At 56.9% G+C, this 24,945-nt stretch carries 22 protein-coding genes; 13 read left to right on the top strand and 9 right to left on the bottom strand.

Going from position 1 to position 24,945, the window contains the following annotated elements:
• Entirely contained in the window at nt 1-987 is a 987-nt protein-coding gene (locus tag PSJ8397_RS16330) for a sterol desaturase family protein (protein WP_085865716.1), read from the top strand.
• Between the two features lie 181 nt (nt 988-1,168).
• On the opposite strand, the gene PSJ8397_RS16325 is transcribed toward PSJ8397_RS16330, so the two are convergent.
• The gene (locus tag PSJ8397_RS16325) at nt 1,169-1,618 is read right to left on the bottom strand and encodes a MarR family winged helix-turn-helix transcriptional regulator (RefSeq protein WP_085865715.1); all 450 of its coding nucleotides are present in this window, start codon (nt 1,616-1,618) and stop codon (nt 1,169-1,171) included.
• Between the two features lie 72 nt (nt 1,619-1,690).
• On the opposite strand from PSJ8397_RS16325, the gene hmgA reads away from it, so the two are divergent.
• Genes hmgA through PSJ8397_RS16295 form a run of 6 tightly spaced genes read left to right on the top strand, consistent with a single transcriptional unit; the run spans nt 1,691 to nt 7,686 of the window.
• Complete coding sequence (gene hmgA, locus PSJ8397_RS16320; RefSeq protein ID WP_085865714.1) at nt 1,691-3,052, top strand: homogentisate 1,2-dioxygenase; 1,362 nt, start codon at nt 1,691-1,693, stop codon at nt 3,050-3,052.
• Nucleotides 3,049-3,687: a maleylacetoacetate isomerase gene (maiA, locus tag PSJ8397_RS16315; protein WP_085865713.1), complete on the top strand. Its 639-nt coding sequence runs from the start codon at nt 3,049-3,051 to the stop codon at nt 3,685-3,687. Before hmgA ends, maiA begins: the two co-directional genes overlap by 4 nt.
• Nucleotides 3,688-4,929: a fumarylacetoacetase gene (gene fahA / locus PSJ8397_RS16310; protein WP_085865712.1), complete on the top strand. Its 1,242-nt coding sequence runs from the start codon at nt 3,688-3,690 to the stop codon at nt 4,927-4,929.
• Between the two features lie 4 nt (nt 4,930-4,933).
• Nucleotides 4,934-5,884 (top strand): MBL fold metallo-hydrolase, encoded by a 951-nt coding sequence (locus PSJ8397_RS16305; RefSeq protein WP_085865711.1) that lies wholly within the window; start codon nt 4,934-4,936, stop codon nt 5,882-5,884.
• A 3-nt stretch (nt 5,885-5,887) separates the two neighbouring features.
• Nucleotides 5,888-7,492 carry an FAD-dependent oxidoreductase gene (locus tag PSJ8397_RS16300; protein ID WP_085865710.1) on the top strand — a complete coding sequence of 535 codons (1,605 nt, stop codon included), beginning with the start codon at nt 5,888-5,890 and terminating at the stop codon, nt 7,490-7,492.
• Nucleotides 7,493-7,503: 11 nt separating this feature from the next.
• Nucleotides 7,504-7,686, top strand: a complete 183-nt coding sequence (locus tag PSJ8397_RS16295) for a DUF2783 domain-containing protein (protein ID WP_085865709.1) — start codon at nt 7,504-7,506, stop codon at nt 7,684-7,686.
• 63 nt (nt 7,687-7,749) lie between these two features.
• On the opposite strand, the gene PSJ8397_RS16290 is transcribed toward PSJ8397_RS16295, so the two are convergent.
• From PSJ8397_RS16290 to PSJ8397_RS16260, 7 genes are all read right to left on the bottom strand, one after another.
• A complete protein-coding gene (locus PSJ8397_RS16290) occupies nt 7,750-9,657 on the bottom strand; it encodes a hypothetical protein (protein WP_085865708.1) in 1,908 nt (635 codons plus the stop codon).
• Nucleotides 9,658-9,756: 99 nt separating this feature from the next.
• The gene (locus PSJ8397_RS16285) at nt 9,757-11,001 is read right to left on the bottom strand and encodes a hypothetical protein (protein WP_085865707.1); all 1,245 of its coding nucleotides are present in this window, start codon (nt 10,999-11,001) and stop codon (nt 9,757-9,759) included.
• 687 nt (nt 11,002-11,688) lie between these two features.
• Nucleotides 11,689-12,357, bottom strand: a complete 669-nt coding sequence (locus PSJ8397_RS16280; protein WP_085865706.1) for a tlde1 domain-containing protein — start codon at nt 12,355-12,357, stop codon at nt 11,689-11,691.
• The gene (locus tag PSJ8397_RS16275) at nt 12,350-15,064 is read right to left on the bottom strand and encodes a hypothetical protein (protein ID WP_085865705.1); all 2,715 of its coding nucleotides are present in this window, start codon (nt 15,062-15,064) and stop codon (nt 12,350-12,352) included. The genes PSJ8397_RS16280 and PSJ8397_RS16275 overlap by 8 nt, the downstream gene beginning before the upstream one ends.
• Before the next feature lie 21 nt (nt 15,065-15,085).
• Nucleotides 15,086-15,535 carry a hypothetical protein gene (locus PSJ8397_RS16270; RefSeq protein ID WP_085865704.1) on the bottom strand — a complete coding sequence of 150 codons (450 nt, stop codon included), beginning with the start codon at nt 15,533-15,535 and terminating at the stop codon, nt 15,086-15,088.
• Nucleotides 15,536-15,570: 35 nt separating this feature from the next.
• Nucleotides 15,571-15,888 carry a hypothetical protein gene (locus PSJ8397_RS16265; protein WP_085865703.1) on the bottom strand — a complete coding sequence of 106 codons (318 nt, stop codon included), beginning with the start codon at nt 15,886-15,888 and terminating at the stop codon, nt 15,571-15,573.
• Between the two features lie 12 nt (nt 15,889-15,900).
• Nucleotides 15,901-16,713 carry a hypothetical protein gene (locus tag PSJ8397_RS16260; RefSeq protein WP_143515519.1) on the bottom strand — a complete coding sequence of 271 codons (813 nt, stop codon included), beginning with the start codon at nt 16,711-16,713 and terminating at the stop codon, nt 15,901-15,903.
• 212 nt (nt 16,714-16,925) lie between these two features.
• Between PSJ8397_RS16260 and PSJ8397_RS16255 the strand changes: the two genes are divergently transcribed.
• From PSJ8397_RS16255 to PSJ8397_RS16245, 3 genes are read left to right on the top strand one after another with little or no spacing between them, the layout of a single operon-like run.
• On the top strand, nt 16,926-17,798 hold the full coding sequence (locus PSJ8397_RS16255) for a YcaO-like family protein (RefSeq protein ID WP_085865701.1): 873 nt from the start codon (nt 16,926-16,928) through the stop codon (nt 17,796-17,798).
• 15 nt (nt 17,799-17,813) lie between these two features.
• Nucleotides 17,814-19,265 (top strand): peroxidase family protein, encoded by a 1,452-nt coding sequence (locus PSJ8397_RS16250; RefSeq protein ID WP_085865700.1) that lies wholly within the window; start codon nt 17,814-17,816, stop codon nt 19,263-19,265.
• Nucleotides 19,258-19,965: a hypothetical protein gene (locus tag PSJ8397_RS16245; RefSeq protein WP_085865699.1), complete on the top strand. Its 708-nt coding sequence runs from the start codon at nt 19,258-19,260 to the stop codon at nt 19,963-19,965. Before PSJ8397_RS16250 ends, PSJ8397_RS16245 begins: the two co-directional genes overlap by 8 nt.
• 53 nt (nt 19,966-20,018) lie before the next feature.
• On the opposite strand, the gene PSJ8397_RS16240 is transcribed toward PSJ8397_RS16245, so the two are convergent.
• The gene (locus tag PSJ8397_RS16240; protein WP_085865698.1) at nt 20,019-21,890 is read right to left on the bottom strand and encodes a BTAD domain-containing putative transcriptional regulator; all 1,872 of its coding nucleotides are present in this window, start codon (nt 21,888-21,890) and stop codon (nt 20,019-20,021) included.
• Nucleotides 21,891-22,107: 217 nt separating this feature from the next.
• On the opposite strand from PSJ8397_RS16240, the gene PSJ8397_RS16235 reads away from it, so the two are divergent.
• From PSJ8397_RS16235 to kdsA, 3 genes are read left to right on the top strand one after another with little or no spacing between them, the layout of a single operon-like run.
• Nucleotides 22,108-23,295, top strand: coding sequence for a GSCFA domain-containing protein (locus PSJ8397_RS16235; protein WP_159453165.1), 1,188 nt, complete (start codon nt 22,108-22,110; stop codon nt 23,293-23,295).
• A gap of 21 nt (nt 23,296-23,316) precedes the next feature.
• Complete coding sequence (locus PSJ8397_RS16230; protein WP_085865696.1) at nt 23,317-24,111, top strand: 3-deoxy-manno-octulosonate cytidylyltransferase; 795 nt, start codon at nt 23,317-23,319, stop codon at nt 24,109-24,111.
• Nucleotides 24,108-24,938, top strand: coding sequence for a 3-deoxy-8-phosphooctulonate synthase (gene kdsA / locus PSJ8397_RS16225; protein ID WP_085865695.1), 831 nt, complete (start codon nt 24,108-24,110; stop codon nt 24,936-24,938). Before PSJ8397_RS16230 ends, kdsA begins: the two co-directional genes overlap by 4 nt.
• Nucleotides 24,939-24,945: the final 7 nt, after the last annotated feature.

Genomic DNA, 24,945 nt, shown 5'->3' with positions numbered 1-24,945 from the left:
ATGGACGACAGCAAATTCGGCACCGAAGATGCGCGTGGTTACTGGAAGCCGCACAAACGTTTGACCTATCCGGATGTCTTCGTCTGGCCCATGCGCCTACGCGGCATCCTCAGCTGGTTGCCCGGCTATCTGTTTCCATGGACGGCGATTTACGCGAGCCTGACGCTGGTCGTATTCTTCTTGCTGACCCCCGATCTGGCCCGCATGCAAAACGCATCACTGGGCTGGATGGGTCTTATCCTGTTGCGTAACTACGGCCTGTTGATCGCTGTGGTGGGCGTGCAGCACTACTGGTTCTACATCCGCAAAGGTCAGGGCACGGCGTTCAAATACAACCGTCGTTGGCCGCAACCACGCAACGTTGCCTTCACCTTGGGCTGCCAGACCAGGGACAATGTCTTTTGGTCACTGGCCTTCGGCGTTCCGATCTGGACGGCGTGGGAATGCCTTGCGTGGTGGCTTTATGCAAATGGCGTCGTGGCACAACTCGACATCGCCACCCACCCCATCTGGTTTGCGCTGTTGTGGCTCATGGTGCCCCTGCTGCATGAATTTCATTTCTATTGCGTACACCGACTGATCCATGTGCCGTGGATCTACAAACGGGTGCACTATCTGCATCACCGCAACATCAACCCCGGCCCATGGTCAGGCCTGTCCATGCATCCCATTGAACATATTCTCTATTTTTCAGGCTTCCTGATCTATTTCATCTTGCCCGCCCATCCCCTGCATTTCCTGAACGTCAGCCTGCTGGCGGGTCTGTCGCCCGCACAAGGGCACAGCGGATTTGACCGTATCGCCCCCGGCGAAAACAAATCGTTGGATTTTTCATACTACGCCCATTACCTCCACCACCGCTATTTCGAGGTGAACTACGCAGACGGGACAATTCCCATCGACAAGTGGTTCGGCACCTTCCACGACGGCACAGCCGAAGGCGACGCAGCGTTAAAGCGCCGTCGCCAAAAAACCAGCAACGCCTAGTCTGTTATTCGGTGTCCCACGCGGCGCACCACGACCAACCCACCAGCCGCATACCGGAATTCAGACCGTCGAACTTGGCCGCGTATTCAGGCGTTAGGACAAACGCGCCGACGGCCAAACTCTCAACAATCGACGGAGGGCTTTGGGCGAACGGAATGATGATTTTCTTGTCAGGGCAAGGCTAATCGCGGCCCTGATCCAGTTCTGCAATCCGGATAAGGATCGTTCGCATCTTCGCGATTTCAGCATGATCAAAATCCTGCAACAGCGCGGCTTCATAGCTTTGCGCCTTTTGGTGCAGATCATCAAACACGTCCCGCCCTTGCTGCGTCAGAGACAACACTTCGTGCCGCCTATCATCTGACCGTGTGGCGCGGGTCAGGTAGTGTTTGTCAATCAAAGCATGCACCGCGCGGCTGACCTTTGCTTTGTGAAGACTTGCGCGGTCACAGATCTCCTTCGCTGTCAGGTCGCCATAGCGCCCCAAGTGAAAGAGAACGCGCCATTCGGTCTGCAGCATTCCGTATTTGGTCCGATAGGTCGACGAAAACGCCCGACTTGTCGCTTCGGCGGCCTGATTGAGCAGATACGGCATGAAGTCTTGCAGATCGAACGAGGCGCATTTTGTCATGTTGCAAAAATATATCTTGTTAGTTGCACTCGCAACCATTATTCCGAAAGAAGTTACAAAAGGGACTATCTCATGAACAAAGACGTCTCCCCGCATGACCTCATCAGCGCAACCTCTTCGATTGGAACCAGCCCCGGCTACATGCCTGGCTTTGGCAATGACTTCGAAACCGAGGCGCTGGACGGTGCCTTGCCACAAGGCATGAACTCTCCTCAAAAAGTGAACTATGGCCTGTATGGCGAACAGCTTTCGGGCACGGCCTTCACCGCGCCCAGCCATCAAAACGAGCGGACCTGGTGCTACCGCATCCGGCCTTCGGTCAAGCATACGCATCGGTTTGAACGGGTCGATCTGCCCTATTGGAAATCAGCCCCGCATGTGAACCCCGATGTGACATCGCTTGGTCAATATCGCTGGGATCCTGTCCCGCACGCGGATGAAGACCTGACGTGGCTGACCGGCATGCGCACGATGACAACAGCGGGCGACGTAAACACCCAAGTTGGCATGGCCAGTCACATCTATCTTGTGACGCAAAGCATGGTGGATGCCTATTTCTACTCCGCAGACAGTGAATTGCTGGTCGTCCCGCAGGAGGGCCGTCTGCGCTTTTGTACCGAGTTGGGCGTGCTGGATGTCGAGCCGCAGGAAATCGCCATTATCCCACGTGGTCTGGTGTACCGTGTTGAAGTGCTCGACGGGCCGTGCCGAGGCTTTGTCTGCGAAAACTACGGACAGAAATTCGACCTTCCCGGACGGGGTCCCATCGGTGCCAACTGTATGGCCAACCGCCGGGATTTCAAAACACCCGTGGCGGCCTTTGAAGACCGTGAGGTGCCAAGCACTGTGACCGTGAAATGGGCCGGACAGTTTCACGAAACCCACATCGGCCACAGCCCGCTGGACGTGGTCGCATGGCACGGCAACTACGCGCCCTGCAAATACGATCTGAAAACCTATTGCCCCGTCGGATCCATTCTGTTCGATCACCCTGATCCGTCCATCTTTACCGTGCTGACCGCCCCATCCGGAGTAGAGGGAACGGCCAACATCGATTTCGTCCTGTTCCGTGATCGTTGGATGGTGGCCGAAGACACATTCCGCCCGCCTTGGTACCACAAGAACGTCATGTCCGAACTGATGGGCAATATCTTTGGCATCTATGACGCAAAGCCAAAGGGTTTCATTCCAGGCGGGATGAGCCTGCACAACATGATGTTGCCCCATGGGCCGGACCAAACAGCGTTTGAGGGCGCGTCGAACGCTGACCTTCAGCCCGAATACCTCGCCAATACAATGTCGTTCATGTTCGAAACCCGTTTCCCACAACATCTGACAGCATTTGCGGCCCATGAGGCCCCGTTGCAGGATGATTACATCGACTGCTGGGTTGATATCGAAAAGAAGTTCGACGGGACGCCGGGCAAGAAATGAGGCTTTATTCCTATCATCGGTCCACCACGTCCTACCGCGTACGGTCAGCTCTGAACCTCAAAGGGTTGGCGTATGAATTGGAGGCCGTCGATTTAACGGAAGGGGCGCAACATACTGCAGATTACAAGGCGCTGAACCCTGGTGCCGGCGTTCCGACGCTGGTCCTCGATGATGGCACCGTCCTGACGCAATCCTTGGCCATTCTCGAATACCTTGATGCTGTGGCGCCCGAACCCTTGCTGTTGCCCCAAGACCCGATACAGCGGGCCAAGGTGCAAGCGGCAGCGCACACTGTCGCTTTGGACATTCACCCGATCAACAATCTGCGCGTTGTACAGCGCCTTAAGGGCACGCATGGATTTTCGGCCGAGGCCGCGCAGGCCTGGATGTGTCACTGGATGGCCGAAGGCTTTGCCGCGCTTGAGGCACAGCTGGGCGATGACGGCCCCTTCAGCTTTGGCCAGACGATCACCCTTGCCGATCTTTGCCTTGTTGCGCAGGCCTATAACGCCCATCGTTGGGGCCTTAGCCTTGACCCCTACCCCAAAGTTCAAAGGGTTGAGGCCGCCTGCCTCGCCCTGCCCGAAATCCAGGCGGCCCATCCGGACGCCCCACAGAACGCGAAAGACAGCTAAATGGCCCTTTTGAAATCATGGATCGACAGCGCAAACAGCGCCACGACGTCCTTTCCTTTGAACAACCTGCCCTATGGCGTCTTTTCAGTCGAGGGCGGCCCCCTACGGTGCGGCACAGCCATCGGGGACCAAATCCTTGATCTGACGGCACTCGAACACAACGGTGTTCTGAGGGCTGACGCAGACCGTGACGTATTGTCCGGATCCGATTGGAATGCCTTCATGGCGCTTGGCGCTGAGGTCTGGGGGCAGTACCGCGCCGCGCTGACCGATCTGCTGGTTGATGGATCCGAGGCCCAAGACACTCTGGCGGCATTTCTGGTTCCTGCGGATCACGCCACACTGCACATGCCGATCACAGTCGCCGAATACACAGATTTCTACGCCGGCAAACATCACGCGACCAATGTCGGCACCATGTTTCGTGGGGCAGAAAACGCCTTGCCCCCCAACTGGCTTCATATCCCGATTGGGTACAACGGGCGCGCGTCGTCTGTGGTGGTTTCTGGCACCGATATTCGGCGCCCTTGGGGCCAACTGAAAGGTCCAAACGACGAAACGCCCCGATTTGGGCCCTCTCAGCGGTTCGATATCGAACTTGAGATGGGGGCAATCGTGGGCCAGCCCTCGAACGGGCCGATCGGGGTCGATCAGGCGGATGCCAACATCTTTGGGTATGTTTTGCTGAACGACTGGTCCGCCCGTGACATCCAAGCCTGGGAATACCAACCGCTTGGGCCGTTTCAGGCGAAGGCAACGGCCACCAGTATCTCACCCTGGATTGTCACCAAAGCCGCACTTGAGCCCTTCCGCTGCGACACGCCCGAACGCGAAAAGGAGCTGCTGCCGCATCTGCGCGACACCGGCCCGATGCTTTATGATCTTCCGCTCAGCGTGACGCTCAATGGGGAAACCATCGCGCGGACGAACTACAAGGACATGTATTATTCCGCCGCCCAACAACTGGCGCATCACACCACATCCGGCTGTCCAATGCGGGTGGGTGATCTTTTGGGCTCTGGGACCATTTCTGGGCCCGAGAAAGAAAACCGCGGCTCGCTTCTGGAACTCAGCTGGGGCGGCAAGGAACCGCTGGACACCGCGTCCGGTCCGCGCAGCTTCATTGAAGACGGTGACACGCTTGCCCTGCATGGGGCGGCACAAGGCGACGGATACACAATCGGATTTGGTGACTGTATCGGCACAGTCCTGCCCGCCCACGACGACCCATTCAAAGGATAAGACTATGGCCAAAGCATTCGCGTCCCAAGGGGACATGACAGAGAAGAAAATCACCTTTGATGAGGTTGGCAAAGATCTTTGGGCCTTTACGGCCGAGGGCGACCCCAATTCAGGCATCATCATCGGTGACGACAGCGTGATGATCGTCGAAGCGCAGGCAACCCCGCGTCTGGCCGAAAAGGTGATCGAAAAAGTCCGCAGTGTTACGGACAAACCAATCAGCCATCTGGTCCTGACCCACTACCACGCGGTGCGTGTGCTGGGCGCGTCCGCCTACGGCGCTGACCAGATCATCATGTCCGACGCCGCACGTGGCATGGTCGAAGAACGCGGTCAGGAAGACTGGGACAGCGAATTCCAGCGGTTCCCCCGCCTGTTCGAGGGTCACGAAAGTATCCCGGGCCTGACATATCCCACGACAACATTCTCGGACGGCATGACGGTCTACCTTGGCAAACGCCGCGTTGATATCAAACACATCGGACGGGCGCACACGGCAGGCGATGCAGTGATCCACGTGCCCGACGCCAACGTCATGTTCACCGGTGACATCGTCGAAGACCACTCGGCGTGCTACTGTGGGGACGGGCACTTCGCCGACTGGGGCAATACGTTGGACCGGATCAAGGCCTATGACGTGGACGCCATCGCACCCGGTCGCGGCGACGCGCTGGTCGGCAAAGATGCTGTCGAACGCGCCATCGAAAGCACGCGCGACTTTGTTCAATCCACCTATGCCCCAGCCGCCAAGGTTGCCGCGCGTGGCGGATCCCTGAAAGAAGCATGGGACGCTGTGCGCGCCGAATGCGACCCGAAATTCAAGGACTACGCCATCTACGAACACTGCCTGCCCTTCAATGTCAGCCGCGCCTACGACGAGGCCCGCGGCATCGTTCACCCCCGCATCTGGACCGACAAGCGCGATCTTGAGATGTGGGATCAGCTGCAGGGGTAAAGCATGGTTGCCGAACGCTACAAAACTGCCTTCACCCTTTATCCATACGAAAAGGTTTCGGCCCAAGACGCAGCGCCCGTTCGGCATCCCGTCGTTATTGTCGGCGGTGGGCCGGTGGGGCTGGCCCTCGCGCTGGACCTTGGACAAAAGGGGACGCCCGCACTCGTGCTGGATGATCACGAAGGCGCGGGGCTGGGCAGCAAGGCCATCTGTTTTGCCAAACGCACGCTGGACATCGCACACCGACTTGGCGCGGGTGTGCCGATGGTCGACAAGGGCGTTGTCTGGAACGTGGGCCGTGTGTTCCACGGCGAACGGCAGCTCTTTGAATTTGACCTCTTGCCCGAAGATGGCCACCGCAACCCGGCCTTCATCAATCTGCAACAACCCTATTTTGAACAATATCTGGTGCAGGCCATCCGCGCCGCCCAAGCCGAAGGCGCACCGATCGAAATTCGCGGTCGCAACAGTGCTGTTGGGATCGACGTGCATGAAGATTATGCCACGCTTGATGTCGAAACACCCGATGGACCCTACCAGATCGAGGCGGATTACCTGATCGCCTGCGATGGGGCACGTTCACCCATTCGCACGATGATGGGTCTGGATTTCGATGGACGTGTGTTCGAAGACAATTTCCTGATCGCTGACGTCCGCATGAAGGCGGATTTCCCCACCGAACGCTGGTTCTGGTTTGAACCACCGTTCAAGGACAGTGGCCAATCGGCCCTTTTGCACAAACAACCCGACGACGTGTGGCGGATCGACTTTCAACTGGGTTGGGACATCGACCGTGACGCAGAAATGCAAGAAGATCGCATTCGCCGCCGTGTGGACGCCATGCTATCAAGCCAGACCGGCACGGTTCCCGAATATGAACTGGTCTGGACGTCGATCTATACGTTTCAGTGTCGCCGCATGAAAGAATTCCGGCACGGTCCCGTTTTCTTTGCAGGCGACAGTGCGCACCAAGTGTCCCCGTTCGGCGCGCGTGGCGCGAATTCTGGGGTGCAGGATGCGGACAATCTGGCCTGGAAACTGGATGCGGTGCTCAAGGGGCGCGCGCCAAAGTCCCTGCTGGATAGCTACCACACCGAACGTGCCTATGGGGCGGATGAAAACATCCTCAATTCCTCCCGCGCGACCGACTTTATGACGCCCAAGAACACAGTCAGCCGCCTGTTCCGGGATGCTGTTCTGGGTCTTGCAAAGCAACACAGTTTTGCCCGCCCATTGGTCAATTCGGGGCGTTTGTCGGTGCCGTGCGTTTATGACGGCTTCCCACACTTCGGGCCCGATGCTTTGGACGGTCCGTATGCCACCCGGCCAGGGGCCGCATGCCCTGATGCGCCGCTTGGATCAGAGTACATGCTGGATCGTTTGGGATCAGACTTTTCGATCTTGGCACTGGGCGGTGACGCCCCACATCATGACCGCATCAATGTTGTTCACATCCGCGACCCAGAACCCACGGTGCGCCGGCGGTTCTTGGGGGATCACACCCGCGCAATCTACCTCATCCGTCCCGACCAGCACATCGTGGCACGCTGGCCAGACTTCGACGCCTCAGCCGTTGAGGCCGCTCTCTTAAAGACGCTCGGGCAATAGGAACACCATTTATGCTCACGCTGGACCCCAACATCCCCGACCCCGACGGCTTCTACGATGATCTGTTGAAAGCCCATGAAGGTCTGAACGAAGCGGAAAGCATGGCTCTCAACGCCCGCTTGATCCTCGTGCTGGCCAATCAGATCGGGGATCGGGATATATTACGGGCGGCTTTGGCCGCCGCCCGTCAGTAGACCGCGCCTGAAAACATCCCATCAAAAGGGCTGCCGCGCCACCGCTGCCAGCAACGAAGGCGGTCAATCAACCGTGACTGGTTCTTCGATGTTGTCGTCGGTGAAGCCGTTTTTGCCGCGGCAATCGAAGACATACTTAAAGTATTGTGGCCTCGAATACCCTGAGCCAACCGTGACGTCCGCCTTGAACACCGATGTCCGAAGACGACACATCTCATCATCACCGATCGGCAAATGATCCGACCGTTCGATTTTTGGCACGCCATCGGATGCACTGTGTTGATAGATCTCCAGGACATTCTGTAGCAGGAACATGATGATCCTGTTTTCCGGCCATGCGCCCTTGAAATACCTCTTCAGGACCTCGCGCCTCAAATCGCCACCCCGCGTTGACATATCTGGCTGTGACCACCGCACGTCATCCTCGACCCGCATTAAATTCGGGACATCACCACTGTCCAATTGCGCCACACCTGCGGCCTTTTCGCCATCTGCGGCATGTTCGGACGAGGGTTCAATCAAGGACACGACGATCTGGGTTTTGTTACGCAGTTGTGTGCGGATTTCCGGCGCAACGGTAGCGTCCAGAAAGCTGTCACTCACGAACATATCCAAAATGTCATCGTCATTCAGACGCTGTTGCCAGTGGGCTGTTGTCGCAATGCCGGGCGCTGACCCGATTTTATCTTTCAGGTCCGCAAACCACTTTCGCACTGCGCCGTTCGCCTCCAAGGCGTTGCGCAGAAATGTCAGCGAACAGGCGTGGGGGTCCTTGAACAGGCTGGAATAGGTCATCCCAGCCGAGGAATCCCCGTCAGCCACCACCATAATCCGCATGTCTTTGGTCTCACCCAGATCCAGTTCTTTTTTGTGGGTGTTCCAGTACGACACCTGAGAATTGTGGATCGGCTGATTGCGGTCCGTTGACTGGGCGGCATCGTCGGTGGGCGCTGGTGGGATATCCGTCCCCGGCCCTGTGGCCAAAAGAACGTAGTCCGTTTCGACCTTCGCCATGTTGTCTTGCGGGTGAGTGGTTTCTGCGGACGTCCGAAAGACGACACGGTCCACCTCGTTCAGCTTGTATACTGTGTCACATTGTTTGAACATCGCGCGGCGCAGACCGGGGCCGCCTGACGGTTCAGGTTGAAACGAAATCTCAGGGAACTTCGACCGGCACCCAAACTTGAAATATCCTTTGCGAATGGCCTTTGCGACCGAGCGAACGCTGCACGCTTTCCAAATCAATTGCTTTGGGATCAAAAAGTCATCAGGAACAGCCCCAAAGAACGTCTTATTGGCCTTGTAGGAGCGAGGGTCCTCTAAATTGTGGGTGTCATTCCACGGCCCGATCAGGTCAGCCTTACGGACGCGGATAGCGGGCAAGTCCGCCGTTTCGTCCTTGTAGTCATGTTTGAACAAAGCCTCATACTCGAACCGTGGGACAATGCGGCGATCACGGGCCTGACTGAGCCACTGCATGGGAAGTGGGTGGGGATCCATGAACTGGATGTCCATCACCTCATCCAGATCCATCGCATTCTCGCCGTCTTTTTCGCCCCAAAGACGAAACAGACGGATCAGGACGGCATGAAACGTCAGGCCCACGACCGATGACCCTACAATGGTCAAATGAAACCGGTCGAAAGACCCATCCGATTTTTTCAGCTTTTCGAACAGCGGCCGGTTCGTGCGCATCGCATGAAACACATCATGCGCCCGCTTGGCAGCCCAACGTTGGGATGTGAAAATATCCCCGTTCTTGCTGTCGCCTTTGGTGAGATTAGGATCCGGGTTCTTGACAGGATCGATGGTATACGTCCGAAAAGGACGATAACTCAGCTCTGCGGAGTAGCCTTCTTGCGGTTCAATCCAAGACGAAAACAAAGCCTCGGCGATGGCATCCTTCGCACAAAGGCGCACTGCGGCCTCGTCCGTCCAGGAGCCGCGTGAAGGCCCATCTTGTGTTGTCATCCCCGCCCCATTCAACGTTTTAACCTTACAACCGATCTGTCCTCAGTCGAAGGTCGCCGGTGGTCTTCCCCAAGCCACCGATCTTTTATTCAAATCATCTTATGCAAATTCGCGAACATATGCAGCTTTCGAAACGGCGAGCAGCTGTCCCCTGATCCGCGTCCCGATGTTCTTGCGATGCGCCGCAGCGTCGGGGAAAAAGCCGACACTGTTCGTTGCCATCAATGGCACGGCCCAAACTGTCATTTTCACGCCACCCTGAGCTTTCAGAACCGCCTTCGCCAGCGTGGGCAAAGACGAGTTCGACATGTACCAGCCGTTGATCGACCGGTTCATTTCATAGGTGTCGCGGTTGCCTTCCATCCGGTTCCAGAAATCCAGAAACGCAAATGTATAAGGAAACTTCTTGCAGAATTTGTCGCGAAGATTGGCGGCCGGATCCATTTTGAACACTTGGTCGCCCGACTTCAATTCTGGACTACCGGCGATGTTGTACCCGTCCACGAGGGACAGATTTAATTGCGCAATAACATCCTCGATCTGGTTTATAAGCGGCTCAGCAATCTCACCGACGTTGTCCAGCATCTCATCGCTGAGCTTGTATTCGTTCACACGGTCCTGCAGCGCGTCTTCCAAATCACGCAGGAATTCCGTGTCACCCGCACCGACAACATCATCGACACGCTGCAACATGTCGTCGGAATAGTTCGAAACCATGACACGTTCGATCAGTGTTTCGCCCTGCGCTTCGTCCAGTTGTGCTATTGCGCCGGTGAGCTTGTTATACTCTTCCGCACTGAATGCAGCGTTGAAGACGGTGTGCACATCATCTGCGGTCTCAACAAGTTCAGCCCAATGGTCGGCGTAAGCCCCTTTAAAGGCGCCGTCAGTTTGCTCGTACGAATAAATGGAATGCACCGTATCCGCATCAGGGTGCCATTTATACGTCAGCCGCGTAATGTCGCGCGGGCGGTAAATCTTCCCGTCGGACACATCCAGACTGGTCGTCAGCAGATTGAGAACACGCAAAAAATCCAGATATTCTTTTTCCGCGGGATGGCCATCATACGCCTTGATGTCTTCCACTGGTGTCTGGCCACGGCGATAAAGCGCGGCAAAATCACAGACATCCACGGCCAGATCATAGCCTGAGATCTGGACGCTCAGATCATCAATGGTCGACGTGCTTTCCATCTCGAACTGACCATAGGCCGACGGCAAGAACAACAGATCGACATCCGCGTGACATTCCGCATCAAGGCCTACGACCTTCAGACGTTTGATAGACCGACGCGGCAGGTGTGCAGGGTTCACATTGCACAGTTCCTGCACGGCAGCCGGCATGGCTGTGACCAGAACAATACGAGGAGGTCTGCCTTTGGTAGGAATGGACTCAATCATGCTGCACCCTCTTGGCTTGGGGTTGCATCAATCCAGCCGCTGGCTGCCTGTGAGTCCGAGTCCAAGAGCCGAATAGAAAACGGTTCTCTTGAAAATCGTGGCAGCAATCTTTTACCCAATAAAAACTTAACGCGCGTTAAAAAGACACGGTCCAGACAGTTACGCAGCACAAGCCATCTGAAATGCCCATATTCCGCATGTAAAGGGGTCCGATCGAAATCGCAAGGCCCCGGCCAATCCACGGTCCCACCCGCGGAACAGTCTCTAATGCGGCGGTTCTTCACGCCTTCTTCTAAATCAAACATCGTCCCACACGTCTGTTAAAACGCCGTAAACAGCTTCTTTTTTTCTGACAAAGTGAGAAAAACAACTGTAAATCAAGCCTTTGCGCATTGCACCCCTCATCCGAAGCCATTTCGTTTGAAATCTGTGGCGGTTCAGCATCACGCCGAAACCGCAACACTCGGCCCCGAATCAGCACTCTATCCATTAAAGTGCTGCCTCAAGTGCTTCGTTCAACTCACTGATTTACAACGATTTGTGACGTTTGCTTCAACAACGGACAGCTTTCCTTTAATCGGCACCAACATGCCGGTTAACGCCAGAAAGCTGCGCGATGTTCCGCGGGTGCTATTGAAACCAGTTCAAAAGTCGGTCAACGACGTTGTCCACGGGGGCCTGATCCACAATGGCGTCACCAACGATCAATTTCCCATAGACCTCAATCGCGTGTTTTGTGCCTTTTTCGACAGGCTGGCCCTGGGCATTGATAAAGGTGGGCGGTTGTTTGGACAAAGCCTGGATAAACTTGAAATACTGGTCTTTGTCCTGAAATGTCAGACAGCCCAAACTGTACGATCCGAAATGCGCCCGAATACCGTTGCGGACCTGGCCTTGCACATAAGTCTCATCGTCAATGGGCTGTCCGATATCACTGTCATCACGGTACAAAGCCATCCAATAAGACTTGCGTTTGAATTCCCGCAACAGGGCCTCGCCGGTCAGCGCGCCTACGCGATCAGACGTGGCTTTGCGCCGGATCACCTTTGGCGCATTGGCCCATTTGGCGATAAACCACGTCCCTTTTGGGATCGCTCCGCCAGACAAATGCGCGCCTCGCACCTGCCCCGTCTGCCGGTCATTTGCGCCCGAAATTACTTTGAACCGTGTGCCGTTTCCTTTCGACTGGCGCACTTCCACGATCGGCCCGTCCTTGTTGGCCCGCAACGTGGTAAACACCGGAACCCCCCTGCTTTGCACAGCAGAGGGAAACGCCAAGGTCGCGCCGCGATCAGTCATGGCGCACCAGATGACCGGGCAACTGGTCAATCGGCAGATTATCGTGACGGTCCGGATCAAGGGCCAACGTAAAGGTACGCAGACCACCAGCAACCTCAAGCGATCCGATCAGATGACCGCCAATCGAATAGCGCCACGTGCCGTCCTTGATCGTGCCCCCGATCTGCACCCGAAGCTCAGTGTCAGACACCTTTTGATGTGCCACGTTGTAATGCGCGTCGCGGGTGCCTGACGCCAGCGCAGTCTTGGTGCTCATTTCTTTCAAAACAGCGCCAAATTGCTTTTCGACCTCTAGTTTGCGCATTTCAACCGCATAGCTCTCCAGCCCTTCGGTTTGTCCTGTATAGCTGTCGGCATACACGGCACCCGACGGGCTGAGGACAATATCGGGTTCGATGGCGCGCCCTGTCGCCACAAGTTTGGACAGCAACCGGCCCAGATCATTGTCCTGTGCAAGATTCATAGCCCGAGGGTCATCCCCGTCGCCTTGAATGGCAAAGGCCGATACCGGTTCCTTTTCCGCAACCAGTGCAGCGTCATCCGTTGGCCGGTCTTCAAGCGCGTAATCCTGGAACGCCGCCAGAAAATCCTGTTTCACCGCATCGACATAGGTCTTCGCATCCGCGAGGGCCCGTGCATGCCGTTCTGCCCGTCCGAGGCCCGCGTTTGAAAACCGCTGCCCCATCATTAACAGACGGGTCATATCCTCCAGCACGGTATCCAGAAATTCGGGCAGGTCTTCCTTGGCATAGCTGCGGACCTCGCGAATATCGGTTCCGTCGATCAGCTCAAACGGGGAGATATAGGTGAACCCGATGTCATCCATGTAGGTCGAGGCCGCAAAGACGTTGTTGATGGTAAAGAAGTTCACATTCAACGTCCGGCCCACATTCGGATTTGAGATATGACCGGATGACCGCGACGTCGCCTCGACCTCTTCGCGGCTCAACTCACGTGCGACGACCTCACTGCGGGCCTTTTTGCGCAGCTTGCTGATCGCCTGCGTCGTCAGTTTATTGAGGCTTTTGGCGAACTGCCGCGCCGTCTGTTTTGACGTGCCGGAGCTGCTGGCCCCAGCCGAAAACCCCCCATACGACCCAGAGGCTTTGACACTCCAACTTTTGGTTTTCTCCGATGTGTTTTCCCGTTGGAATTCATTTTCAATCGACGTGACGGTGTCCAATGATGTCGTCGCGTCGCTTTCATAGGTCTGCGTCGATTTGAAATCGGTTTCGCGCAGCGATGACCGTTTGGTCTGCAACGAAATATCGCGCACTTCGCCCGGCAACAGGTTGATACTGCTGACCAATTCCCCCAGCTCAAGCCCAAGCCACCGCAGTTTATAGCTGATCTGCTCTTCGAAAAAGAAATCGGGCAACGACACAATCCGCCGACCACGGTTGGGCCGTTCGATCACGTGGTAGCCTGCGATGATGTCCTCACCAAACAGGCTTTGGTTGTAGACAGGCATCAACAAGACGCAATTGCGCTGATAGGCCTCGTCCAGTTCGCATTGCGCCATGATGCTGGCCAGCGACCGGCCATCGGTGGCCTCAAGCCCGTCGTCCGCGTTTTGCAAAACGATCGCGTTGAGCCCTTTGAGGGTCTCGGCGATGTAGTCGGACAACATGGAATCGGTACTGTCCACGGCCTTGAAATCGATATCTTTCGATGACCGTTGGATGCGGTGGGTTTCCGTCCACCGTTTGCGTTTCCCGTACCAGGTTCGACGGGACCGATGGACGATCTTTTCCTCCACCCAACGAGAGATATACCTGCGTGTCTTGACCAGATCCCCCGCTTTGAAATCGGTGTAGGTATGGGCGGCGCCCTGCTTGGTGCCAACCAAAGGCTGATTGTCTTCGGTCACCAAAACAAAGCCCCGCGATGACGCGAACCCCACCAAGCCGGAAATAGCCCGTTCAATGGCGGCCAGATCATGGTTCAGATCCTGCACCTCTTTGAACAGCGCCTGCACAAGGCCGTAGTCCTGCTCATCGACGAGCCGTTTTTGCAATGTGTTGCGCACATCGGTAATCGCTTTGTGCTGGTTTTTCAGAAATGGGAATCTTTCGACGATGGCGCCGACGGACAAATCCAGAAACTCGTGCGTCGAATGCATCTCTGACTGTTCAGGAAAAACGCGGCGCGCAATGTCGATCCTTTCCTTCCATGCGTATTCATAGGTATCCAACTTTTCAGTCAGTTCCGCCGCGCGTAGGTCCGTGTCGCCCATTGTCTGCAACATGAAGTAATAGACACTGCCCGCGTCCGGGTCTTCGGCTTTCGCGACAACGGCATTTTGGGGCACTTGCTTGGTTGTCACCCCGCCCGGGCCAGCAACTGGAAGCATCAATTTAGGCACGGCTTCATCAGCGCCATCATTTTGAACATATTCATAGATGAACGGAATAGCCTTGGCCTGCACCGTACTGGGTAGGGCATCGTCATCCTCCGACACCCAAAGTTCTTCCAGAAAATCGCGAACCGCGAGAATGGCGTTCCGTTTGTGCCACAAATCCACATCTCGGTCGTCCATCGCGTCCAAAAGCGCATCGTTCGCGCGGGTTGGCACATCGCGGGATCTGCGGAACCGAAAGGCGGGGGCGGCGGACAGATAATCAGGGTCAATGCGTCCCCAAACCTTGGTCTGGGTGACGTCCGCGGGGCTGGATATGGTGACATGCTGCGTCAGGGACGTGGTCATTGTCAGTCTCCTTCTTGAATATTATTTCTTGCCGCTGAACAGGCCGTTGATCTGATTGGCCGCATAGGGTGCGAACAGGGCAGCACTGCCCCACAAATACACCTCAAGTTCTCGCAGGCGGGCCAAAGGAGACCCAGCCACGCCATGGCCGGTGGTGGGATCAACCGTGTCGTCTGCGCCTGTCGTCGTGTCTGCGACCGTCAGCATTGAACCGTCGTTGAGTGCAAAGAACACCCAAAGCCCCAGGCCCGACATAAAGGCCGCCAATCCGATAGAGCCGATCGCGCCGGAGACGCGGCTGAAACTGATCCCATTTTCGGGATCCTTCTTTTCCGTCAGCGCGCTGGCCAACATGGGCCGCGTGGTTTGCACGTTCGGCGCCAGCAAAATCGCTGACAGCAACCGCAACCCCCAAATCAGAATCCCCAGTGTCACCAACACCGGCACCCATGTCGCAAATTGACTGGTCATTTTGTTTCCTTTCGTTTTCCAATGAAGAGCGTGCTTTAGGCCAAAAGCGCGAGAATACGGGACACTGACCCAAGGATCTTGGCCGCAGACGCATAGGTCGTTGCCAACTCTTCCCGTTCGGCCTTGATCTTGGCCAAGCTGGCGGACGCGCCTGACAAATGACCGCCAATGGCGTCATAAGCCCCGTCCGGTGCGCGCCCGCCCAAGGCGATGTACTCCGCCTCCAATGCCGTGATGGAGGTTGCAATTGCGTCTTTCTGGGCGGTGGTCAGATCGTCGTTGTGGCGCTGAATGAAATACAGATCAGACAGGGCGTTCAGGATCTTACGTTTGACGGATTGATTGTCGGCCATGGCTCTGGTCCCTTAGTTTGCTTCGGATGTGATAGTGTTGATGTCGTCCAGAACGTCGGCCAGCTGGCCCAATCCGGTCGCGAATGACACCGTTTCATCTGCAATTTCGATGTGCGCCGTGCGCAGTCGTGCCACCAATGCAGGCGCTGCCGCGATCAATGCGGTCTGCGCCCTCAGCGAACGGATCGATGTGTCATATTGCGCGAACGCTTCGGCTGCGGCGTCATCGGTGCGCTGCACCCGCAAGACACAGCGGGCCGCATGTTCATAGCGGGCGATCTGCGCCTCGACATCCGCGAGAACGGCCGCCTGATCACCTCGTAGGATGACAGGCAGCGTGCTGATGGCATCGGCAACCCCGTCCATGATGGATCGGATTTCGCGTTGACGTTGGGCCTCTGCAATCCGCCCAAACAAACGCAGGCTGCCCCCCAAAACGGGCTCAATCGGCGCGGTGGTTGGTGTCAAACGCGAAGCGGCCGCCACGAAGTCATCGCGCGCCGTTTCCAGGTCATTCAAACTTTCGCCGCGGCTCGCCTCGATCAGGGCCTCAAGATACGCAGTCAACTTTCTGGCAAGCGCCAAACGGTCTTTGGCGGTCTGTCCGATGTCCAGCTCCGGCGCGAGCTGACCAAGCCCATAGTCCGACTGGCCCGCCAAATACCGGCACAAATTCTGCGTAGTATAGGCGTTGTCATGGGCCTGCTGTTGCAGCGTGGCCGACAACGACAATGACGCACCAATTTGCTGGGATGTGTTGGTCAGGCGGCTGGCCTGGTCCTCTGTCAAAGGTTGGGTGCAGGCCGTCATAGCCACAATGGCCACGGATGCTGCTCCGTTCCTGATACATATCGTTTTGTTCACGTTCCTCTCCCTCCACTGGTCGAAATCGACGGGGTGAGGATCACCAAAACGGAGAGCTGTGATTTAATTGTGATCTGCCCCCGCCACAGAATTCACAACAAAATCACAGGCATCTTGTTTGAAATGAGAAAACGGCGAACACTCCCACGACAGGGCAAAAGGATCCGCGCGATATGCAGATCATCACATCGGACATGAATCTTAAGACGGTCTGGCGGTCTCCGATTTGGCCGGACAGCATCTACGCCCCGTCCCTTGCCATTCTGCAAAGCCAGACGCTCAGCGGACGCACGGCCAGCGGTGCAGACGCAACGCGCGACATCGCATTTGAAAAGTGTCTGAGTGAAACCGCCGAAATTCTTGCACTGGAAGATGTCCTGCCGGAATTCGACCCGATCACCGACGGGCTGGCCGCCCATCCCGATGTGACCCTTGCGCAGCACAACGCCATGCTTGAGGCCCTGCAGCGCAAGGCCGTGTTGTCATGGTGGCGCGGCAATGGTCTGGCCAAAAAAATTCCCGCCAACTGGCTGGACGACCACCAGATCACCAGCTTCGTAAAAAAGGCCCGCACAGGCGCGACGGCATTTCGGGACACACAGTTCTGGCACCTGACGTCGCCCCTGCCCTGCCATTGCGTTGTGGCATGTTCGGCCAATCGCATGGGGCAGGACATGATTTTGGGTTTCGGCACCGCGACACAAGCACAGGCCGCCGCCCGGCTGGCCGCGACCGAAGTCATGTTGATGGAATTGAACCTTTACACGGTTATGGCCGCACGCGGTGGGCGCGACACCTCGGATCAGGACCGCATTGAGGCCAAAATACGCGAGTATGCCGCCCGCAGGGGCGCGTTGCTGCCCTCCATTCCGGCCGATCCTGCTGACCTGAATACCAGCCATGGTGCGCTGTCCAGCACCATGCCGCCCCACACATTGACGGATCTGACCGCCGATCCCGCCTCACGCCCTGTTTGGCTGTGCAAAATCGACGGGATGCCCTCCTCCAAAGTCGCCCCACCAGATCATCCCTTCATGGCCCAATAGACAAGGACGCCACGAATGACGACGACACCATCGCCCAAAATCAGCCTCAACTTTGCCTCCGCGCGGATGGGGCAGTGTTGCACGGTCGTAGATCCTCGCGGCCTACAACTGAAAGCTTTGATCACCGATGAGGCCCTCCCACGGGATCTGCCCAAGCTGGACTTCACAAACCCGGACTGGCGCCGCCGGTGCATGAATGAAAAGGGCCATATTCCCGCTGGCTATACTTATTTAGGGCAACTGATCGGGCATGATGCGGGCGACAGCCGTCGGGCCGATCACATTCCCCATGTGCAGCATAGCACCACCCCTCAACCCAACGATGCGGATGAGGACAACAAAGGCGTTCAGATCGGGCCAAACGGAGCCAACAACGGGCGCTATAACATCATTGAAAACCCTCTGGCGTTTGAAACGCTGTACGGGTCGGGCCCGGTGACGCTTCACCATCTGTTTGATCCGATTACGATGCTGTTTCGGGTGAACCCGCGCGATCCCTTTGCGGTCAATCTTAGCCACGGCAAAAACCGTCATATCTACGCGCTTTATGATGTCCGAAATCGCGACAACCTGATGGTGCACCAATTGGCCGTGACTTGGATGCACTATCACAACTTCGTCGCCCTAACGTTTGAACCCGATCTGAAACGAATGGCCAACTGGCGGGCGGGTCTGGCGATCCGGACCTTTGTAAAAGCCCGTAAATTTGTGCTGGCCACGTGGCACCGCGTGATCCGTGACGATTATCTGGCGACCCTTCTACATCCTGACGTCGCAGCCATGTCAGATGAGGCCATGTCCGGCATTCCCATCATTGATGAGGCAACCCTTCAACACGGCGTGTTCCGCACGTTCCATTGCATGCCAAGGGCAGATTATCAGATGAAAGAGGCGGGTACCCAATCCTTGCTCGATCTACTCGCGACAGATCTGCCAAAACGCTCCAAAGGGGAAGAAAGCGGCTGGAAACTCGATCTGGCCCGCATGTTCGATAAGTCGAACGAAACAGCGGATAAGACGGGCATCTCTGCCAGCCTTACACATGCCCTCAGACATCTTATCCAACGGGATTTTCAGACCGCCGTCGATGCAGGCCCGCAACGTCTGGGCTCACCGGAAATGATAGCCGTCATTCAGGCCCTACCCCAGCAGACATGGCGTGATCAGCTGACGCCAGACGCGTTGAGCCAGGCGTTCAATTCCGTGATTGCACCCCACATCGGGGGGGACCTTCCTGCCGCTGCATTCAACCGGATGCCTCTCTATGTCCTCTTGATGATCGAGGCGCACCTCTATGGCGGGCCGGGTCATCTGGGGCCCCTGAGCAGTGTCGTGTTCCGGCGCAAGATCTCTGACCTGATGGACCGGATCCAATACGGTCAGGACGACATGCCCGAAGGCGGCCCTGACGAACTCAGCTCCATGATTGAAATCACTCACACCCTAAGAAGGAATGACTATGTCTAACAATTATATCATCGTTGGCCGCGAGGTCGGCGAAGCAAAATATTTCCTACACCCCGACCAAAGCATCGACACCACACGCCGTGAAAACAGCATACCCCTAACGGTGGCGTACATTGGCCAACGTGTGGTGGAACTTTCGGAACACGGCGCGCTGGCCGAAGGCTCCGATGACTATGAACAGGTGGTGCGCGAATTCAAACACGCCCTACAGGTGATCGAACAGCCGCGCGGCACCCTGTCCGACGCCGAAAAAGAAGCGATTTGGCAGAACACGACCGTGCAATTGCAATGGGACAGCCGCGTGCCTGTGGGCGACACAGATGCCAACACGCGGATCATCGTGATCCCCGCCGACAACACACACACGGTCAACATCGAGACGTTGCGAGACGACCCTGCGGGCATCGGCTTCACGCCGCCGCTGACCTATCCGCTGGATGAAGCTTTGGTCCTTGCCAGCCAGATCAAAACCATTTTGCGCGCGATCTCATCATTCTCACCCGATGATGCGTCCCTCAAACTCAGCGAGGAACAGCAAAACGCCCTGCAAGATCATGTCCGACAGGAATTGTTGGGCCGCTACAAAGTGGCTGACGGGGAAACCCGCCCCGACGTGCTGAGCAAACAGGCGGTTCTTGAACAGAAGATCGTGTCGTACTACCGCGCGGTGGGCATTTATATTACCCTGATGTGTAAGTGATCCAGCAGCGCAGCGGGCAGCTGCCCTCCCGGTATTCCTCCGCGGCTGCCCGCTTAATCCAAAGCCGCAACAGACATCAACGTGGCGCGTAAATCCTCTCTCACGGTTTTGTCTCGTAACGGGAAACAAGAGACGAACCATGTGATGACGGCCTGCGGGTCTGCGGGTCCAGTCCCGCACCATTGATCCGCAATTTCTGCCACATAGCTGTGCAGCCGCGCGCGTGCATCATCGGGCCGGCCGATCCGCATCAAGGCCGCGGCGTGCCATCCCCCGACCGTTGACATCAACCCCACCCCTTGGGCGCATTGATCAACCGCGATCTGATCATTTCCGCACAGGTAGTTTGACGCTGCCAAATAGATCAGGTGGAACGGCTCCATCGTAAGGGGAAGGCCTTCGACATCGTCGATCAGCTCCTGTGCGCGGGCAGTATTGGCCGAAAACGCAAACCCCAATGCAGCGGATGCAAGCGACATGGGGTTTTGTGGATTCAAAAGCAGCGATTGTTCAAAGTGAAATTCTGCCATGTCGAATTTTCCGGCATGACAATAACACCACGCCAATACCCGGTGCGCGCGCGTGTCCATAGGGTCGCTGGCCACAGCATCCAACGCATGGTTCAAGGCCAGCACCTGCGCCTCTTCGGTATGGCGCGTGCCGGGCCGCAAGATGTGCCGGACGTTCAAAACTCCGGCAAGTTCCGCATGAGCGGGGCCAAAATCGGGGGCCGCGCCGGTGACCTCATGCAACAGCCGGATCGCCTGTTCTTCATCCTGCCGTTTCCACGTGCCAATCAGCGTCTGGGATTCAAGCCACTTGTCATAGATCACAGCATTGGTGTCATGATGCTTGCGATGGGACACCACCACACTCAGCGCATTCGCGATGTTCACAACAAGCCCACGCACCTTACGGGTCCAGTCCGTATTCGGGGCGTCGATCATCTCAGACCAAATGACCGTGCCCAGATCAGGGCGTTCGACATCAACCGACAAATACCGCGCATCACCGACGCTGTGGAGATAACACCTAATCGACAAAAACGCGGGGTCGCGCGCGGCATCCGGTTGAATTTCCCATTCCCGAAAACGCCCCAATCGCATGCGCAAATCAGACACCAACACAGCCTGCAGGCTCGCATCGTGGTCCGTGTTGGTGGGCTTGTCAGCGGCCACAACCTCAAGCGTGATGCGCGGTTTTTCAGGTCCACCGCGCATGTTGGACCGCTGACCTTCGGGATCCAGTGTAATCGCGGCCAAAAGATCGACCGTCTCCGCCTCCGGCTCCTGATCGAAAAACGTATCCAGATGGGCGTAAAGGTCATTGTAGATCGCAATCGCACGGGTTGCCGCCCCCGATTGCCACAAATCCCGCATAATGAACCGGACCGCCGTTTCGTTGTGCGGCTCCAGTTCAATCGTGCATTCCGCCGCCCGCCGCGCAACAGCCATGTCTGTCCCGGCCATTGCGGCATCAAGCACAGCCTGCGTTTTTGCAAGGGTCTGGGTGCGGGCATAGGTCAACCAACTGTCGAACGGCGTCGAGACCCCCAACAACACATCCAGCAAATGTAAATACGTCCGGATGTCCTGCATCGCAGGCCCTTGTGCCCCTTGCATCCGCAATTGTGCGGCCAAGACATCTTCAATAGGCCGTCGATCTGACGCCTCAAAACCGATCGTGCCATTGCGCGTCACAAGGGCCGACAGTTGGCCTGTTTCTGACGCAACCCTGATCTGCCGGACCGCTTGACGAAAGGAATTGCCCGCTTTGACCTCGTCCGATCCATCCCACAAAAGCTGGGTGATCATTTCGTTGCGGTAAAATCGTCCCGGCGTGGCCACCAGATACAGCAAAACGGCCTGCGATTTCCGCAGCCGAAGGCTGCGAACAAACGACAACCGAGATTGTACCGTTTCCATACCCTTCGCCGCCGAAACCACCTGCCCCACTGCCCCACTATGCACTGATGACGCGGTGTGTCGAATGCAATCCGGACCATAGGGGCCGCAAACCGTGTAAATCTGCCCGAACACGATGGCGATTTCGACAACCCCACAGGGTTCGCCGTGGTTGCATTCGCACCGGTCGGTTGCTACCCCATATATCAATCAAAAAGAGCAGAGAGTGGTTTTGAACGTGGCCAAAACGTCAGACAAAGACACCGTCATCAGTGTCCGTCAGCGCAAAAAATCCAGCATGGTCGACATGCAAAACCATTCTGACAAATCGCGCCATGTCAGTTGGTACCGCGGTGAGCACACCAATATTCTGCCCCAGCGTCATCAGCTTTATTCGGCAGATGAAGTGAAAACTGCCGTTCTTCACGGGTTGAAACCCGCCGCCCCCGTGATTGACAAATCCACCCGCATCACCGCATTCGGCAGTTGCTTTGCCGCCAACATTTCCAACCACCTCGCGGCACGTAATTTCAACATTGCGGGCCAGAAAGAGGCCGAAAGCAAAGCCTATGTGATCCGTTGCGGCGAAGGCATGGTAAACACCTTCGTTTTGCGCCAGCAATTTGAATGGGCCTGGGAAAACCGCCAGTTTGATCAAGACCTTTGGCATGGCTACGACAAAGAAGCCTACGGATATGACGAAAGCGTCCGCATCGCCACACGCGACATCTTTGATCAGACGGATGTGTTTATCCTGACCGTCGGCTTGTCCGAGATCTGGTATGATGAGCCTACGGGCAATGTCTTTTGGCGCACCATCCCCAAAGACAGCTATGATCCAGAACGCCACAAATTCCGGGTCTCGACCGTTGGCGAGAACAAGGAAAACCTTGAGGCGATCCGCCAGCTCATTCGTAAACACCGCCCCGATGCGAAGTTTATCGTCACATTGTCACCCGTCCCCCTTTACGCGACCTTCCGCGATCAGTCCTGCATGGCATCGAACGCCGTCTCCAAGGCGACGTTGCGCGTGGCATTGGACGAATTCATCCGAGAGGCAGGCGACGACGATCTCTATTATTGGCCGTCCTATGAAATGGTGCAGGATGTGTTTGCCGGCGCGATGAAGGCAGACATGCGCCACCCAAAGGACGACGTGTTGCAGTTCATCATGTATCTGTTTGAAAACGTCTGGTGTATTCCCGAAGACGGGGATGAGGTCGATCTGAACGAATACCTTGCCATCGCTTTGGCCGAATGCGGATTTGTTCTGCCTCAGGTCGCGCGTCTGATCAAACGCAAGAATTACACACGTCTGCGGTCCCTGACCGAAGAGAGGACATTGTCCAAGGACGACAAAATCCATCAGGCGATGGTTAAACTGATCCACCAGATTTGTGACGCAGCAGACGCAAAAGCGGCCTGATTGCTGCAGACAGGACCCATGATGAAAACCGTCATTCTGATCCCCGCCCGCTATGCCTCAACGCGCTATCTGGGCAAGCCGCTGGTTGCGCTGGACCAACCCGATGGCACCCGCAAAACCCTGATTGAGATGACATGGGACGTGGCCCGTCAGGTCAATGGCGTTGATGCCGTCTTTGTGGCCACGGACGATGACCGCATCGCGGACGCCGCGAGGGCCTTCGGGGCCGACGTGATCATGACCGCTGAGGCATGCGAGAACGGCACAGCCCGTTGTGCAGATGCACTGACCCGTGCGGGGATCGAGGCTGATCTGATAGTGAACCTGCAAGGCGACGCCCCGCTGACGCCCGCGTGGTTTCTTGAAGACCTGATTGCGGCCATGCAGGACGACCCGTCGGCTCAGGTGGCCACCCCTGTTTTGCAGTGCGACGCGCAAACCTACGCCATGTTTGTCGAAGACCGGCAGGCCGGGCGCGTCGGCGGCACCACGGCTGTATTCAACACCAAAGGGCATGCGCTTTATTTCTCGAAGGAAGTGATCCCCTACATCGACCCTGGCAAGGTGCCGGACACCGACATCCCCGTCTTTCACCACGTGGGCGTTTACGCCTACCGCCCTGCCGCACTGGCCCAATACACGACCTTCCCCGAAGGCACGCTTGAGACGCGCGAGGGGTTGGAGCAGCTGCGGTTTCTGGAAAACGGGATGACCGTGGCCTGCGTGATTGTGGACGCGAAAGGCCGTGTGTTCTGGGAACTCAACAACCCCGAAGACAAGCCCCGCATCGAAAAAGCCTTAAGGGACATGACATGACCGACCCCAAAATCGTTCACGTGGGTGACATCGCCATCGGTGCCAATAACCCCGTCGCATTCATCACCGGCCCCTGCCAGCTTGAGGGTCTGGACCACGCCCGCATGATGGCCGACAAGATCGCCGCGGCCTGCGCCCCCACCGGCACGCAATTCATCTTCAAGGCCAGCTACGACAAGGCCAACCGGTCCTCGATCACCACCCAGCGGGGCCTTGGCATGGACGAGGGCCTCACGATCCTGAGCAAGATTCGCGATGAATTCGGCTGCCCCATTCTGACGGATGTGCACGACACGGCCCAATGTGCCCCCGCGGGTGAGGTCGTGGATGTCATCCAGATCCCCGCGTTTCTGTGCCGTCAAACTGACCTGTTGTTGGCCGCAGGCGAAACGGGCCGCGCCATCAACATCAAGAAAGGTCAGTTTCTGGCCCCCTGGGATATGGGCAACGTGGCCGAGAAAGTGGCCAGCACCGGCAACGAGAACATCATGCTGTGCGACCGGGGCACATCTTTTGGCTACAACACCCTCGTCAGCGATTTCCGCGGCCTGCCCACCATGGCCGCCACGGGCTATCCGGTTGTGTTTGATGCCACGCATTCCGTACAACAACCCGGTGGTCAGGGCACCACTTCCGGCGGTCAACGTCAGTTTGCGCCTGTGCTGGCGCGCGCGGCCTGTGCCGTTGGCGTGTCCGCCTTGTTTATCGAAACCCATCAGGATCCGGACAACGCGCCGTCAGACGGGCCGAACATGATCCCCGTGGATCAAATGGGCGACCTCATCGGCCAGCTCCGTGCGTTTGACGCCCTGCATAAGGGCTTATGACACAGGG

Origin of the sequence: Pseudooctadecabacter jejudonensis (assembly GCF_900172275.1) — a bacterium.
Taxonomy (GTDB): Bacteria; Pseudomonadota; Alphaproteobacteria; order Rhodobacterales; family Rhodobacteraceae; genus Octadecabacter; species Octadecabacter jejudonensis.
This window is presented reverse-complemented; position numbering and strand designations above follow the sequence as displayed.

What these genes read in the sequence shown, in the direction of transcription:
- PSJ8397_RS16330 (WP_085865716.1), top strand. Translation starts at nt 1, where the DNA reads ATGGACGACAGCAAATTCGGCACCGAAGATGCGCGTGGTTACTGGAAG.
- PSJ8397_RS16325 (WP_085865715.1), bottom strand. Translation starts at nt 1,618, where the DNA reads ATGACAAAATGCGCCTCGTTCGATCTGCAAGACTTCATGCCGTATCTG.
- hmgA (WP_085865714.1), top strand. Translation starts at nt 1,691, where the DNA reads ATGAACAAAGACGTCTCCCCGCATGACCTCATCAGCGCAACCTCTTCG.
- maiA (WP_085865713.1), top strand. Translation starts at nt 3,049, where the DNA reads ATGAGGCTTTATTCCTATCATCGGTCCACCACGTCCTACCGCGTACGG.
- fahA (WP_085865712.1), top strand. Translation starts at nt 3,688, where the DNA reads ATGGCCCTTTTGAAATCATGGATCGACAGCGCAAACAGCGCCACGACG.
- PSJ8397_RS16305 (WP_085865711.1), top strand. Translation starts at nt 4,934, where the DNA reads ATGGCCAAAGCATTCGCGTCCCAAGGGGACATGACAGAGAAGAAAATC.
- PSJ8397_RS16300 (WP_085865710.1), top strand. Translation starts at nt 5,888, where the DNA reads ATGGTTGCCGAACGCTACAAAACTGCCTTCACCCTTTATCCATACGAA.
- PSJ8397_RS16295 (WP_085865709.1), top strand. Translation starts at nt 7,504, where the DNA reads ATGCTCACGCTGGACCCCAACATCCCCGACCCCGACGGCTTCTACGAT.
- PSJ8397_RS16290 (WP_085865708.1), bottom strand. Translation starts at nt 9,657, where the DNA reads ATGACAACACAAGATGGGCCTTCACGCGGCTCCTGGACGGACGAGGCC.
- PSJ8397_RS16285 (WP_085865707.1), bottom strand. Translation starts at nt 11,001, where the DNA reads ATGCCGGCTGCCGTGCAGGAACTGTGCAATGTGAACCCTGCACACCTG.
- PSJ8397_RS16280 (WP_085865706.1), bottom strand. Translation starts at nt 12,357, where the DNA reads ATGACTGATCGCGGCGCGACCTTGGCGTTTCCCTCTGCTGTGCAAAGC.
- PSJ8397_RS16275 (WP_085865705.1), bottom strand. Translation starts at nt 15,064, where the DNA reads ATGACCACGTCCCTGACGCAGCATGTCACCATATCCAGCCCCGCGGAC.
- PSJ8397_RS16270 (WP_085865704.1), bottom strand. Translation starts at nt 15,535, where the DNA reads ATGACCAGTCAATTTGCGACATGGGTGCCGGTGTTGGTGACACTGGGG.
- PSJ8397_RS16265 (WP_085865703.1), bottom strand. Translation starts at nt 15,888, where the DNA reads ATGGCCGACAATCAATCCGTCAAACGTAAGATCCTGAACGCCCTGTCT.
- PSJ8397_RS16255 (WP_085865701.1), top strand. Translation starts at nt 16,926, where the DNA reads ATGCAGATCATCACATCGGACATGAATCTTAAGACGGTCTGGCGGTCT.
- PSJ8397_RS16250 (WP_085865700.1), top strand. Translation starts at nt 17,814, where the DNA reads ATGACGACGACACCATCGCCCAAAATCAGCCTCAACTTTGCCTCCGCG.
- PSJ8397_RS16245 (WP_085865699.1), top strand. Translation starts at nt 19,258, where the DNA reads ATGTCTAACAATTATATCATCGTTGGCCGCGAGGTCGGCGAAGCAAAA.
- PSJ8397_RS16240 (WP_085865698.1), bottom strand. Translation starts at nt 21,890, where the DNA reads ATGGAAACGGTACAATCTCGGTTGTCGTTTGTTCGCAGCCTTCGGCTG.
- PSJ8397_RS16230 (WP_085865696.1), top strand. Translation starts at nt 23,317, where the DNA reads ATGAAAACCGTCATTCTGATCCCCGCCCGCTATGCCTCAACGCGCTAT.
- kdsA (WP_085865695.1), top strand. Translation starts at nt 24,108, where the DNA reads ATGACCGACCCCAAAATCGTTCACGTGGGTGACATCGCCATCGGTGCC.